We start from the raw sequence: 14,478 nt of genomic DNA, 5'->3' as shown, positions 1-14,478 counted from the left end.
AAGTATATACATTTAATCACTTTCTATACAAAAAAGCAAGAAAAGTAGCTTTTGTTTGATTCGATTCATAACAAGCAAAAAAACTCCTTTGTAGCTGACTTGTTATGTACAAACAGGTTCAGGAATATCTACATAAAGAGCTTCGTTTTATTAATCACTATTATTCCTCGATGGAGAAATTTGTTCCTATCCTCCAAAAAATTTCTTTAACTTCGCCAATTCTTCTTCGCTGTATGTTTTCGTATTATCAAAATACGGATTATCTTCCAATACATTTTTAGGATCAACATTTGTTTTAATTGATACACTAGGTACATCTGAATCTTCAGCAATAACTCTATCTGTTAAGGCATCAAAATTGGGTAGCTTTGATCCTTTTTGCTCTTCCATATAAGGTACCTCCCTTTTTTCTATAGGATTTTCTATTCCCTTTTATTTATGCTAATAATCTTAAAAAAAGCTTGATTGTTCTCCTTATATCATATGGTAATATTATCCTAATTAATAATAATATTCGGACAAATCCGCTCACTGATTCACAATATTTGATTTTGTAATCGTTTTCAAATATAATACTAATTAGGTTGGATAACATCAGTGGTTATCATCGTACTCAGCGTAGGTGGAGCTGGTACTCTTATAGAGCTTTTTACAGTTCTAAAAAGAAGCAGAAAAATTTTCTAAAAAGAGGATTTTTCTGCTTCTTGCTTTTTCCTTATTGGATAGTTTGGCCAAATTTCTGCTCATGACTAAGCAGCCATTCTTTTCTCCATAAGCCACCTGCATATCCAGTTAATGTTCCATTTGCACCAATAATTCGATGACATGGAATGACAATACATAGCTTATTTTTGCCATTTGCACTTCCAACTGCTCGCACTGCTTTTTCATTCCCAATGTTGTAGGCAATATCTTTATAGGATCCAGTAGCCGCATAAGGAATAGTCGTTAACGCATTCCAAACTTGTTTTTGAAAAGGAGTACCCCCTAATTCCATTGGAAAAGAGAAATCACGTCGTATCCCCTTAAAATAGGCATCTAATTGCTCGCAGCAGGTGACTAATACATTTGGTGTATACCCATCAACTACATTTTCTGCTAGTTCTTTTTCCGAAAACAAAATAGAGTGAACAGCCTTTTCCGTCCCACTAATCTCGATTACTCCAATTGGAGAATGGTAATCAATTGTAAACATGCTATTCCCCCATAAGGCTTATTTTACTATTTATTTTAGCAGAAAAACATGTAGCAACATACTAGTATTCCTTTATTTCATCATGCTTTTGACTAGAATTGCTTTTTTCTAAAAAAATGTCCCCTTGATTTTTAAATTAATGTTTACAAACTCAATAAATGATGGTAACATTTTAAAGAATTTATTTAATCCCTATTTAACCTATTGGAATTAAAAACATTAAAGGAGGACATCCCATTGAATTTTTTTGTTATTTTAAACATTGTTATCTTACTTATTTTGCTTAGCGTTCTTTTCTACATGCAAAAGAAACATATTTCCTTTTCCAAACGTGTGTTTACAGGATTAGGACTTGGGGTTTTATTCGGGGCTATCCTACAATTGATTTATGCTCCTACTTCTGAAGTAATCACAACTACAAATGATTGGTTTGGTTTAGTCGGAAGCGGATATGTAAAGTTATTGCAAATGATTGTTATGCCGCTAGTTTTTATTTCGATTATTGCAGCATTCACAAAGCTTGAAAAATCAGCTAATCTTGGGAAAATCAGTGGTCTTGTAATTGGAACACTTTTACTTACTACAGCCATTTCTGCTGGAATCGGAATTGCTACAACAGCTGGATTTGACTTAAAGGCTATTGATGTAAGTGCTGGCGATGCTGAAATTCTTCGCGGACAACAATTAGAAGAAACTTTAGGAGAAGTACAAAGCACGACTGTACCACAAAAAATTCTTAGCTTTTTACCAGCTAACCCATTTCAAGATTTAACAGGAGCTAGACCAACATCTACAATTGCGGTAGTTATTTTCGCAGCATTTGTTGGGGTTGCATTCCTTGGTATTAAAAGAAAAAATCCAGAGCAAGCTGCTTTCTTCCAAAAGATTGTTGAAGCTTTACATACAGTAGTGATGCGTATTGTAACATTAGTATTACGATTAACTCCATATGGAATCCTTGCACTTATGGCTAAAACTGTTGCAGGAAGTAACTTCGATGCCATAGTAAAGCTAGGTAAATTTGTTATTGCTTCATATGTTGCGTTAATTGCGATGTTTATTGTTCATTTAATCATTCTTGCTATTATGGGACTAAGTCCAAAACAATATGTGAAAAAGGTGTGGCCAGTTCTAACATTTGCATTCACTTCCCGCACAAGTGCTGGAACAATGCCATTAAATATTGAGGCACAAAAAAATAAATTAGGTGTACCTGAATCGATTGCAAACTTCTCTGCATCCTTTGGAGTATCCATTGGTCAAAATGGTTGTGCCGGTATCTATCCAGCAATGCTTGCAGTCATGATTGCACCAACACAAGGGATTAATCCTTTATCCCCTTCATTCATCGCAACCTTAATTATTGTTGTTATGATCAGTTCTTTTGGGGTAGCTGGAGTCGGTGGAGGAGCAACTTTTGCAACATTAATCGTTCTTTCTACTTTAAACCTACCAGTTGCTTTAGCTGGGGTATTAATTTCAGTTGAACCACTAATTGATATGGGACGTACTGCTCTAAACGTAAGTGGATCAATGGTTTCCGGTGTTGTAACAAGTAAAACACTTGGTGAATTAGATACAAAGCAGTATCAGTCTAATGATATTGACGCTTCTGAAAATATTGCGTAAAACAAAAAGCAAGGCTCCTTTTAACAAAGAGTTGCTTTTGAGGTACTTTTCTTAAAATGGGTGCCGATTTGACATTGTTATTGGTATATAAAATAGGAAAACTCGCCATTGGCGAGTTTCTTTATTTTGAATGCAAAATCCTTATTTATATAAAGCCTCCCTTACTTTTAGTACCGTTCATCATCATGCATTAAAATGAAAATCTCTTTGACTCATTGCCTTTTAAATAAGATGTTTTGTCCTGAATCGAGTAACCGACTAAAGGGAAATAAGCGGAGGTTTTCCGGTTAAATGCAAAATAGTGCTTATTTTGTGGCAAATAAGGGAAGGTTTTCCGATTATGCAAAGCAAACTCTCCCTTTTTCCCATTTTTCAAGTCAATAAGCGGAATCTCTCCGTCTATTTAAGCCTTTTTTAATAATAATTACTAAATAAGCGAAAATTTTCCGTCTATTTACTCAGGTGCTTTCCCTTTTACCCCAACCGATAAGTGCGGACCCTCTCGAAACCCTCTATTCTCAAAACGGCACTGCAAAGGACAGAAGAATTGACATCATTGCTATACAGACGGTAAGAGAAGTCCGTAGAAACCTTTTTGATACTCTACTTGTGCAGAAAAATTATAAATAATCTCATCTGAATTGGTTTTCTCCCATTTTATCCAGTGTCCTTAACTTATACTAATGTCTCTCAGGTTCAATCCATATACTAGGGAACCAAAGATTGATACATATTCATCAAACGCTCTATCCCTTGCAAAATATTCTCTATATAAGCCCTCTTCCTATTCCCTTAACCCTTTAATTTCTCCCTCCCCTTCTGTATTCGTATTATGCAAGGCTTAAAAAAAATATAAGTTAATAAAAAAAATCCTGCTAATAACAGGATTTTCCCAAAAATTTAATACAAATATGAGCCTATTTAATCATCGCAAAAACTTCTGCACGCTTATCACTATCTGTTTGGAAAACACCACGAACAGCAGAAGTAACTGTTTTAGCACCAGGCTTTTTCACTCCACGCATCGTCATACACATATGCTCTGCTTCCACAACAACCATTACTCCATGTGGCTCTAGCGTTTCCATCATAGTATCTGCAACAGTAGACGTAATTCTCTCCTGCAATTGCGGTCGCTTCGAAACTGCCTCAATTGCTCTTGCAAGCTTACTTAATCCAGCGACTCTTCCTCCCTTAGGAATATAAGCTACATGTGCTTTTCCGTAAAAAGGAACTAAGTGATGCTCACACATCGAATAAAAAGGGATATCCTTTACTAATACCAATTCTTCATGGTCTTCATGGAAAATCGTTTCAAAATATTCTTTCGGATCAATTGTTAGACCTGAAAAAACTTCTTCGTACATTTTTGCTACACGTTTTGGAGTATCCAATAATCCTTCTCTATTTGGATCCTCTCCAACTGCTTCTAATAATAAGCGAATTGCCTCCTCTATTTGAGGAGTATTAAATTTACTCATCCCAAAATCCTCCTAAATACCTTCCCGTTTATCTACACTCCACGCTTATTTCCCCAAATATACGTATGTAGCTGTGGAAGTACCTTTACATTTTTAAATTCATTATCGAGCATTGTTTTATCAATCAGCCATTCATATTTAGTTAGTAATTGCTCGACTAATTGCGCGTTATCGACCGTTTTATTATCCTCATTACCAACCTGCAGGAAAAATGGAACATCTGGATAACGAAGATGAACCTTCTTCGCATATGCATAATCTTCGTCTGAAAATACAACTACTTTTAGACTAATATGATTACTTCGATTTGCATCTCTTAATCTTTGCATAATCGAATCTAATATGTCAAAATCAGTATTCATCTTCGAGCTTGGTGGTTTAGGTGAAATAGTCAGTTCATCAATATCCACAAACCAATCCTGCCATCTACTTCCCTGTGTTTCAAGGCCAATTTTTATTTCTTTTTCTTTTAATAAATCTACCAGAAAGGAAAGATTTTTCAATAGAGCCGGATTTCCGCCAGAAAGAGTGACAAAAGAAAAACCATTACCACCTAAACGAACCAGCTCATCCCAAATTTCTTCTGCCTGCATTTGCTTGATTAGCTCTTTACCACTACCATCCCAGGTAAAAGCAGAATCACACCAAGCGCAGGAATAATCACAGCCTGCTGTACGAACAAACATCGTTTTTTGACCAATGACCATTCCCTCTCCTTGAATCGTCGGTCCGAATATTTCCATAACAGGAACCTTACTCATTCTCCATCCACTCCCGTCTCATTTCTGCAAAACTAGTAGGAGTTTCATAAAGACGAACAAATTCTACTCTTGCCCCATTATCCGCTTGCTTCATTTCATCCTTGCTCAATGCTTCTTCCATCTTTTCAAAAATCCAATAAACGATATTTTCTGCTGTTGTATTCATTGGTGGCAGTGTTTCATTTAAATAGCGATGATCCAAATAAATTTCTATATCGTTTTTCCAAATCTTCTTAATATCACCAAAATCAATCATTAATCCACGATCATCTAAATAACCACTAATCCCAAAAACAACCTTGTACGTATGTCCATGAAGATTCATGCATTTCCCTTCATAGGCATGCAAATGATGTGCTGCATCAAAAGTGAATTCTTTACTTACCATGACACGCTTATGATGATATTTTAATTGCTTAGAAGAAATGTCTTCTCCAAACTTTTGCAGTTTCTCTACAATTCGAAAGTCATGCATCTAATTATAGCCCCTTTCGAACAGCTAAATATTCATCCAAGCCATTTTTACGGAGCTTACAAGCAGGGCACTCTCCACAGCCATCAGCAACAATGCCGTTATAGCATGTTAATGTTTTTTCTCGAACAAAATTAAAGGCTCCTAGCTCATCTGCTAGCTCCCATGTTTCTGCTTTATTTAACCACATTAGTGGAGTATGAATGACAAATTGATTATCCATGGAAAGATTTAATGTTACATTCAATGATTTAATAAAAATGTCACGACAGTCTGGATATCCGCTAAAGTCTGTTTCACAAACACCAGTTACAATATGCTTTGCTTCAATCTGGCTAGCTAACACACCCGCAAATGACATAAATAATAAATTGCGTCCAGGAACAAATGTAGAAGGCAATGCTCCACCTTTTCCTTCTTCAACTGCAATATCGTCTCTCGTTAAAGCATTTGGCGCAAGCTGATTTAGTAGGGACATATCAAGAATATGATGCTTAATGCCAAGCTCTTCGGTAATCTTCTTCGCACATTCAATTTCTGTAATATGTCTTTGATTGTAGTCAAATGTTACAGCTACTACTTCTTTGAAGTTTTTCATTGCCCAAAATAGACAGGTAGTGCTATCTTGACCACCACTAAATACAACAACCGCTTTTTCATTTTTCATTTCTAAAAACTCCTTCATATAGAAAAAACAGCACTACTAAGAAAGCAGTCCTGTTTTTCTTAGTTTTTTAAAGAGGGTAGCTAGAACCTCCACCGTAATATACGGATTTTGCTATACTATTATTTTAACTCGACTTATTATAACGTAAATTTAACAATTATTCTATTAGAATATCACTTTTTCTCTGAACAAGATTGAAATGAACACTATTCCAAACTTCTCTTTGTATATAATTTAGTTATTAAAAAGCCACAAGCAATCATCAATGTCGCCAGAAATCCTCCTTCTAGACCAAAGGAACCACCTGTTAACCAATCATTTCCCATAGAAACGTCAATGCCATACATACCATGTGGTGTCGTACCACTAACTGGGAAGCCAAACACATTTCCTTGGAAATAATTCCACGTAATATGATAGCCAATTGGCATCCATAGGCTTTTTGTCTTATCATACATATAAGCAAACAGCAGCCCCACTAGAAAAATATTCACGATTCCAAAGATGGCCACATTCGGATTCCATATATGTGCAATGCCAAAAATAAGCGATGATAGGATATATACGACCGTTTTAGAATTACCGTTATCCGCTAGCGTGGACATTATATATCCTCTAAATGTCAGTTCCTCAGAAAAACCTACTAAAATAAAAAACAGAAGATAGGAAATCGTATAAGCAGAAAAATCGGGTGAACCAAAGGAATTAGCCATCTCTATATTCTTTGTGGCCAATAGAATAAAGAATATAATAATGATGGATAATGCTCCCATTCCTAGTCCAGTGATAAAATCAGTAGAAAAATTTTTAAATCCCATTTCTGAAATTCTTTTCTTATTAACAAAACGCCATAAAATAAATAACATAACAATTCCGCCAATTAATCCTAATCCTTGTGTGAAAAGCATGAACCAAGGCGAATTATTTGTAAGTTCGTCTACATTTCCGTTAAATCCATTTGGATTTGTTAGCAATTCCTTCATTATAGGATAAATCATTCCAGGCACCATTAATAACGATTGAATAAGTGACGTTGCTACTAAAGCTAGCAAAATGATCCAGCCCGACCTTACCTTCCCCATCCTATTTTTAAACATCATTCTCCTCCATACTTTTTGAATTTTCATTTCCCTCATCATTATATCTATTTCCAGCTGGAAAATATATGCTTTCACAGATGTGTATTTCTATCAAATTAGAAAGCATCAACCTTATTATATTGATGATACTAACAAGTTTATTCTGCAAAATCCAAGATTCTAATACAGCCACTTTTTAAATTACCATTATAAAAAGATAGACAAGTGAATTATTTGTTTTGTTTTTGGGTATAGACTTAGTACTACAAAATAAATTTTAAAAAAGATTGGAACGATTCTCATGATTCAATTTGAAAATGATATGGAACTGCGAAGGTTTTTACAAAGTGAGTTAGTTTCCACCTCAGAGGTTGCCGAATTATTAGGCTGCACTCGCCAATATATCCATGACTGTGTGAAAAAGGGGATTTTAGAACCTGTTAAAGTTGGCTCCAAAGAAAGAATTTTTTTTAAGTCGGATATAATTGCGCACATTAATAGAAAGAGAAAATGACCAAAATCATTTTCTCTTTCTTCTTGTCTCTTTTATGTTAGCTCTCCTACTACTTTCACTCGTAGTCTTGTAGCATTGCCTGGATGGTATGCTAACGGTATTTCTTCTATTTCTACAAGCTCAATTGTTTCTACTTTCGCACCTGCTAAAATAGCCTGTTGCCTCGCTCTTTCTTCCGCATCTATCCGTGCTTCATCACGAGAAATCTGGGAATAAATATATATTTGCTCATATTGTCCGCTTATTTGAGAAATCGATGCGCCAATCGCATTTGCAACTGCACCATTCTCATTATGAATGATTTCTTTCACTCCATTTAATTGTCTTGGAATAATAATGCTTCCACCACCTACTAAAACGACAGTTGTATCATTATTGCTCGTCTTCATTTTATCAATTGCTTCTTCTGTCATTACAGCTATTTTCGCATAGGCTTGTTTAGCAAATGCTTCATCAATATGGGCTACCAATTCTGGATTACCTACCACTGCTACTCCTAAACGCACTGCAATATCTGTTGTCGTAAGTGTATTACCACCAAATACTAGGGCTTCTTCCGTAATTCGATAGCCTACACTGTCTGGTCCTATCGTTACTTCATTATTTACCTCTCGGACAATACTTCCTCCACCTAATCCGATAGATATTATATCAGGCATGCGGAAATTTGTACGTACTCCACCTACATCAACAGCGAGTGAAGATTCACGAGGAAAACCACCAGTTAGCACCCCAATATCCGACGTTGTTCCCCCTACATCTAGTACCATTGCATCTTTAATCCCTGCTAAATAGGACGCTCCACGAATACTATTTGTTGGACCACAAGCAATTGTTAGAATCGGATATTTACGAGCATAATCAATCGACATTAACGTTCCATCGTTTTGACAGAGGAATACTTGTGCATCATTTATTCCCTCTTCTTTTAACGCATTCTCAAACCCATTGCTTGTCATTGCAATAACCTTAAATAAAGCACTATTTAATATCGTTGCATTCTCTCTTTCTATTAACCCAACAGAACCAATCATGGAAGAACAAGAAACAGGGATTTCTTCTCCCATCACTTCCTTCACTAACTCTGCAACTCGAAGTTCCTGATCATTTTTTAAGGAAGAGAAGACCCCAACAACAGCAACTGCTTCTACTTCCCCATTCCATTCTCTCAAAATCCCCCGTATTTCTTCCTCTGAAAAAAGAGAAAGCACTTGACCATCATACTCATATCCACCACCAGCCAAGCGATACTCACCCGATAAAACAGTTACCATTTCTTCTGGCCAAGCGGTATAAGGAAGGACAGAGGCGGTTGCAGGATATCCTAGGCGAATAACACCTACTTTTGCTAGTTTTTTTCTTTCTACAATTGCATTGGTACATTGCGTAGTTCCTAACATCGCATGCGTCACTTTTTCTCGATTAATCCCGGATTCCTCTAATACTTTTTTTAAAGCAGAAACAATCCCTGACTCTATATCTTCACTTGTAGGCATTTTGACTTGATGAATTAAGTTTAACTTTTCATCAAGAATAACAGCATCTGTATTCGTTCCTCCAACATCAATACCAACTTTATACATCTATTACACTTCCTTTCTCACAAGTTCCTCTAATGGTGTATAGGAAAGATCATAGCCAAAATACTTTGGTCCCACTGTTTCAATCCCCTTTTCTGACCTCCATTGTGGATCAGAAGGTAATGCTAGCACTCTTACTCTTTTTCCATACTTTAAAGATTCAGTCGTGATAGGATTTAATGTCTCTAAATCTACTAAACAAATTAAATCAGGTGTCATCGCAATGGGTTTTCCATTTTTTTGAGCTACTAAGTTCTCATTTTGAAAAAATACTTGTACATTTTCACCCGCATATTGTTCTAATCCATCTAGTGTTACGCAACCTCTATTAAATCCGCCTTTCGTATTTCTCTCCACATCAGTAATTTTTCCATCAAATAAATGATATCCATTCGTAATTTCTAATAGTTCTCTTAATTTGATTGTTTCATCCTCACTATTAGAACGAATAATTTGTCCAATTTGTTCAGACAGGGTGATGATATTTTTCACACTATATTTTTTCAGCTGTTCTCCCGTACAAGGATAGATACTTACTAAAGAACTTGCTCCCATCTCCACAGTTGCTACTCTTGCAATCCGTTCTGTCCATTTATTATCAATTGTTTCCATAATGCCGATATTTCCTTTTTCGTCTGTAATAGCCATTGGTGTAGAAGAAACACCATTTAGATGGAAGGTTACCATTTGTAGCTCTGGGAATGCGCGTCCCATCCCGTCACAATCAATTAGCGGCAATCCTAATTGTGCAGCAACTACAATAGGTATCATCGAATTGACTCCACCTGCCTCCATCGGAAAGGTACCCTTTACTTCTTTATTTAAATAATGACCTAGCTTTTGAAATACGCGGACGAATTCATCCCCTTTTGGAAATTTCTCTATTAAAACAGATGGTGCTCCCATCATTGCTGCCGGAATAAAAAAGTCATCATTTCCTACTTCTTCAGGCGATAATAATTGTACCGGTCCATTTTCTTTTATGGCAGAAAGGGCCATCATCTTCCCGATATAGGGATCTCCTCCACCGCCAGTACCTAAAAACGCTGCACCTACTGCTATATTTTCAATCGCTTCCTCATTTAGATATCGCATGTTGCTACCTCCAGTTGTTCGTATTATTGATTAATTGAAACTTGTTTTTGTATGATCATATTCCTTGCGACTAAATAAAAGACAAAGGAAATGACCATCCCAATCAATGGCTGATTTGGAAGTTGTGGCAAGCTTGGGAAAAAGGAAAAAATCACCGGAATACCAGCAATGGCTGCACCAATTAACCAAGAAATTACGCCAAGAGTATTTACTCCTTCTATACTAGACCATTTCGTTTTATCACCTTTATGAATAACCCAATAAGATGCAATCATTACTCCCGCAACAGGAGGAATCATAGCAGAAAGAACAGACATAATGGGAACAAAATAATCTAATATTCCTACTACTGCAAGAAGTGTTCCTACCCCACCTGCAATGGCTACTGCCATACGCTCTTTCTTTTTGGAAATATTAAATACATTTATTATCGCTATACCTCCTGAAAAGGCATTTACGGCATTTGTTGTCCAGGTTGCTAAAACAAGTGCGATAATTCCTAAAACAGGTAATCCTAATTCAGTAAATACACTTGTAATATCAGCCGTACCAGCTGTAAGCGTCAATATCGCGCCAACTGTAATCATTAAAACACCAGACGGTAAAATTCCAATAAGTGCAGCCTTACTAACATCTCCTCGTTTTTTTGCATATTGAGAATAATCACCTGCGATAACTGCCCCTAATGCGAAAGAACCAATTGTAATGGACAAACCAGATAAGAAAGACATCGAGCCAGCAGGAACATATGTTGTAATCTGATTCATCCCATCGCCCATTAAAGAAACCGTTACTGCATAGATACAAACAGCAAGCAAAATGGGGACTGCAACATAATTAAGAATATTCAGTATTTTAATGCCGTAAATTGCTGATACTAGCATTATTATTCCCCAAATGAGAGAAGAAACTGGTACGGGTAGATTTATCCCATATACACTTAAAAATTGGGAAAATGCTACGCCACATACATTAGCTTGTATACCAAACCATCCTAGACATGCTATTGCAAGGATTATGGAAATAATTTTCTTTGATCCCTGCTCTCCAAAAACTTGGGAAGCTACACTAACTGTTGGCTTGTGAACGTCACTACTTTGAATTCCTTGAAATATCATTAAAACTACAATAATTCCATAACCTAATAATCCAACAAGTATTGCCTCCCATAAAGGCATCCCACTTACTAATGTGCCACCAATTAATAAACTAGGTACACAAATCATAGATCCTGTCCACAAAAACGCCAAACTCTGCCAAGATTGTGTTTCTTGATTCACATCCCTTTTATCACTCATTTTCATGCCTCCTATATGTAATTATTGCTTATTATAACGATAACTACCCAGTATGTATTTAGCTGATTGGAAAAATAAAAAGAGCATTTTTTGTTTAAATGAACAAAAAAGCTCTTTTTCTGTTTTAATTCTCTTTTATCTGCAATAACATTCGATAAACCGCAACTGCTTTATATAATTGAAAAATTTCAGGAGATTTCGTAACGGGATATTTAAGAATTTCAGCTATCCTTTGGACACGATATTTAATCGTATTTTTATGTAAATATAGGATGTCTGCAGTTTCTTGAAAGCGATTATTTCCTTCTAACAAATATACCGTCAATGTACTTATAAGTTCTTCTGCTTGATTTGCCTGTCCCATAATAGACGAAAGTGGCTGAAGTGCTTTTTCGATCGCCAGTTCCCCACCATTTATTAAATAATAGCAATCTCTTGCAAAGTTAATTTCTTGAAGCGTAAAAATCTTTTTATTGGGATAGATAATTTTCGCCATCTTAGTATGTTCACTACAGGTTAAATATGCTTGCTGAACATCTGTTGTATTATTCATATTCTGACAAATTGTTAGCGTAAATGACTGTTCGTCTTCCTTCAACCAATCTAGTAATCGATTAGCCGACTGGAAGGAATCCTCCTGTATGACAGAATTGTCTAATAAGATAACAAGCTTTTGATGGTAATAATCAACTAATGACACATGAAAATTTTGCTTAATGAATTCTTTTACATTCTGTAGCTGTTTTTCCTGCTCCACCCCATTATCAACTTCCATTAACCACATCATATGAATAGCTGATACATCTATATTTAAAATGTTTGCCAGGCGTCGCATTTTCACACTTTCATCATTCATTATTGCCTTCATTAATTCTGCTGTACTTATTTCATCATAATGCTTTCCCCATAAATTTATAAATACTTGCACGACTTCCGCTAATTGGGTAGCAGTTTCACGATCGAATGGATCTTTTTCCTTAATTATATATAAATTCATAGAAGCGATTCCTTCTTGTGCTATTACCTTTTTTGAAAGGAATAAAGGCTGCAGCGCCTCCCTTTCTTCCTTATACACTTCGTCTATAGCCATCTCATTATATTGATCAACTGTTTGAAAGATATCCATTGTACTCGTTCTTGGCCATGTAACGGCATGGATAACCTGATTATTTTTATTTGCTAAGACGAGAGATGAACGTGTTCGGTCAGCTAAAATTTTCAATACTGTATCCATATTTCTCTGCTGAAGGGGTACCCCTGAAATTTGTTCAACCATCTCGCTAACAAAACTAGTTGATGTCATATCGTTCTTTACAATCGATTCTATGACCTCATAAATAACCTCACTATATCTTAAAGACATCTCCTTTTCCGGCATCACAATTAAAGTAAAACCAAGGCTATCTGCTAATTGAATGACTTTTTCATCAATTTTTGGCAAAAAGACGCCAACATAATATAAAATTAAGCCTATTTCACCAACCTTATGCAAATGTTCGATTGTTCTACATTGTGCCTCTACATCATCTTTAATCATAATTAAAGCAGAAATGACAATTTCACTGCCATAAAACTCATCATTATTAAACAAATCTTCCTTTAACGAATCGACTTCCGTATATTCTAAAACAGATATAGATGAGACGAGCTTTGATACCCCTTCTTTCCCTGCAATCACCTTAGCCTCTCGCAAGGATGGAAGCTTTAATAGCTCTTCTAATTTTATACTCATGCAAAAACCTCTTTCTTATTTGCCACACTATCATTTCTTATCCATAAGCCTGTGCCGCAATCGCATATAAGCTATTATTTCTATTTGGAAATGCTTCGATATTTTTTACCATTACCGGAGGGCGATTTGCTATTTGAAACCCTAGCTTTTGTAGCTCTTTTATTATTGTATTTTTTCCTTCTATTACATCTATTCTTGTGCTTCCCTGATTGTTTGCAATGATTGTCTGAATTAGGAGCATTGCCTGTTCATCATCTTGTGCTACGACTGGACCGATAACTAGATTACTAGGTTTTTTTACAGTAAGAGCATATCCAACAATTACGCCTTTTCGATTCTTTAATACAAGGGAGTCTTTTGCTTGTTTTATTCTATTTTCTAGAAATACCACTCTTGAACTTCCAAATGCCGCTTGGTCTAATACAAGCATTTCTTCCACATCTGTTTTCTCTAATGGATTTATGGAATAGCCGTCTAATTCTATCTTGATGTGATTTCCTTTCCCAAGAAGCTTTGTTACATGGCTATAATTTTTAAAACCCAATTTGTCATATACAGGTTTTCCTTGTTCTGTAGCAATTAACATTATTGCTCTATTTTTTGTCGTTTGCTCCATGCACTTAATAAGTAATGCTTTCGCAAGTCCTCTTCCTCGAAAATCTGGGTGAACAATTACCATGCCGATAGATGCTAAATTTGCTCCATACGGAATAATAGCAGCACAGGCTATTACAGTTTTTTCTTCCGTTATGTGACCATACATAGTACCGGAAACGAGTAGAGTTTGAATTTCTTCCTCGTCGTAATCCCAGCCAACAATAGTAGCTAAGGAAAGCAAGTCATTCATATGGGATTTATTTAACTGTTGCATCGTTATTATTTTTTCGTTATTCATTCCATACTCCTTCCTTTTAAATCAACTGAAAATTATAAATAGTATTTCTATTATAATCGGTAACTTCCATCAGTGGGGAT

14 protein-coding genes and 1 riboswitch are annotated in these 14,478 nt (G+C 35.8%); of the genes, 2 read left to right on the top strand and 12 right to left on the bottom strand.

Going from position 1 to position 14,478, the window contains the following annotated elements:
- Window positions 1-186 precede the first annotated feature (186 nt).
- A complete protein-coding gene (locus NYE52_RS07270; protein ID WP_341192466.1) occupies window positions 187-390 on the bottom strand; it encodes a hypothetical protein in 204 nt (67 codons plus the stop codon).
- Between the two features lie 325 nt (window positions 391-715).
- Window positions 716-1,195, bottom strand: a complete 480-nt coding sequence (locus tag NYE52_RS07265; RefSeq protein ID WP_341192465.1) for a methylated-DNA--[protein]-cysteine S-methyltransferase — start codon at window positions 1,193-1,195, stop codon at window positions 716-718.
- Between the two features lie 237 nt (window positions 1,196-1,432).
- On the opposite strand from NYE52_RS07265, the gene NYE52_RS07260 reads away from it, so the two are divergent.
- The gene (locus tag NYE52_RS07260; protein WP_341192464.1) at window positions 1,433-2,824 is read left to right on the top strand and encodes an L-cystine transporter; all 1,392 of its coding nucleotides are present in this window, start codon (window positions 1,433-1,435) and stop codon (window positions 2,822-2,824) included.
- Between the two features lie 917 nt (window positions 2,825-3,741).
- Here the strand turns inward: NYE52_RS07260 and folE are convergent.
- The 5 genes from folE to NYE52_RS07235 form a co-directional block, all read right to left on the bottom strand.
- A complete protein-coding gene (gene folE / locus NYE52_RS07255) occupies window positions 3,742-4,305 on the bottom strand; it encodes a GTP cyclohydrolase I FolE (protein WP_341192463.1) in 564 nt (187 codons plus the stop codon).
- A 32-nt stretch (window positions 4,306-4,337) separates the two neighbouring features.
- Window positions 4,338-5,066, bottom strand: coding sequence for a 7-carboxy-7-deazaguanine synthase QueE (queE, locus tag NYE52_RS07250; protein WP_341192462.1), 729 nt, complete (start codon window positions 5,064-5,066; stop codon window positions 4,338-4,340).
- The gene (queD, locus tag NYE52_RS07245; RefSeq protein WP_341192461.1) at window positions 5,059-5,541 is read right to left on the bottom strand and encodes a 6-carboxytetrahydropterin synthase QueD; all 483 of its coding nucleotides are present in this window, start codon (window positions 5,539-5,541) and stop codon (window positions 5,059-5,061) included. The genes queE and queD overlap by 8 nt, the downstream gene beginning before the upstream one ends.
- A gap of 4 nt (window positions 5,542-5,545) precedes the next feature.
- The gene (queC, locus tag NYE52_RS07240; RefSeq protein WP_341192460.1) at window positions 5,546-6,205 is read right to left on the bottom strand and encodes a 7-cyano-7-deazaguanine synthase QueC; all 660 of its coding nucleotides are present in this window, start codon (window positions 6,203-6,205) and stop codon (window positions 5,546-5,548) included.
- A 53-nt stretch (window positions 6,206-6,258) separates the two neighbouring features.
- A riboswitch (PreQ1 riboswitch) is annotated at window positions 6,259-6,301 on the bottom strand.
- A 110-nt stretch (window positions 6,302-6,411) separates the two neighbouring features.
- Window positions 6,412-7,302, bottom strand: a complete 891-nt coding sequence (locus NYE52_RS07235; RefSeq protein WP_341192459.1) for a CPBP family intramembrane glutamic endopeptidase — start codon at window positions 7,300-7,302, stop codon at window positions 6,412-6,414.
- 283 nt (window positions 7,303-7,585) lie between these two features.
- On the opposite strand from NYE52_RS07235, the gene NYE52_RS07230 reads away from it, so the two are divergent.
- A complete protein-coding gene (locus NYE52_RS07230; protein WP_341192458.1) occupies window positions 7,586-7,798 on the top strand; it encodes a helix-turn-helix domain-containing protein in 213 nt (70 codons plus the stop codon).
- Between the two features lie 32 nt (window positions 7,799-7,830).
- On the opposite strand, the gene NYE52_RS07225 is transcribed toward NYE52_RS07230, so the two are convergent.
- The 5 genes from NYE52_RS07225 to NYE52_RS07205 all read right to left on the bottom strand — a co-directional run bounded on the left by NYE52_RS07225 (window position 7,831) and on the right by NYE52_RS07205 (window position 14,398).
- Window positions 7,831-9,381, bottom strand: coding sequence for a hydantoinase/oxoprolinase family protein (locus NYE52_RS07225; protein WP_341192457.1), 1,551 nt, complete (start codon window positions 9,379-9,381; stop codon window positions 7,831-7,833).
- A gap of 3 nt (window positions 9,382-9,384) precedes the next feature.
- The gene (locus tag NYE52_RS07220) at window positions 9,385-10,473 is read right to left on the bottom strand and encodes a DUF917 domain-containing protein (protein ID WP_341192456.1); all 1,089 of its coding nucleotides are present in this window, start codon (window positions 10,471-10,473) and stop codon (window positions 9,385-9,387) included.
- Between the two features lie 23 nt (window positions 10,474-10,496).
- On the bottom strand, window positions 10,497-11,771 hold the full coding sequence (locus NYE52_RS07215) for a cytosine permease (RefSeq protein ID WP_341192455.1): 1,275 nt from the start codon (window positions 11,769-11,771) through the stop codon (window positions 10,497-10,499).
- 124 nt (window positions 11,772-11,895) lie between these two features.
- Window positions 11,896-13,503, bottom strand: a complete 1,608-nt coding sequence (locus NYE52_RS07210; protein ID WP_341192454.1) for a PucR family transcriptional regulator — start codon at window positions 13,501-13,503, stop codon at window positions 11,896-11,898.
- A 37-nt stretch (window positions 13,504-13,540) separates the two neighbouring features.
- Window positions 13,541-14,398 carry a GNAT family N-acetyltransferase gene (locus NYE52_RS07205; RefSeq protein ID WP_341192453.1) on the bottom strand — a complete coding sequence of 286 codons (858 nt, stop codon included), beginning with the start codon at window positions 14,396-14,398 and terminating at the stop codon, window positions 13,541-13,543.
- Window positions 14,399-14,478: the final 80 nt, after the last annotated feature.

The organism is Niallia sp. FSL W8-0635 (genome assembly GCF_038007965.1).
Taxonomy (GTDB): domain Bacteria; phylum Bacillota; class Bacilli; order Bacillales; family Cytobacillaceae; genus Niallia.
Note: the sequence above shows the minus strand (reverse complement) of the source record. Positions and strands in the feature narration are given on the sequence as shown.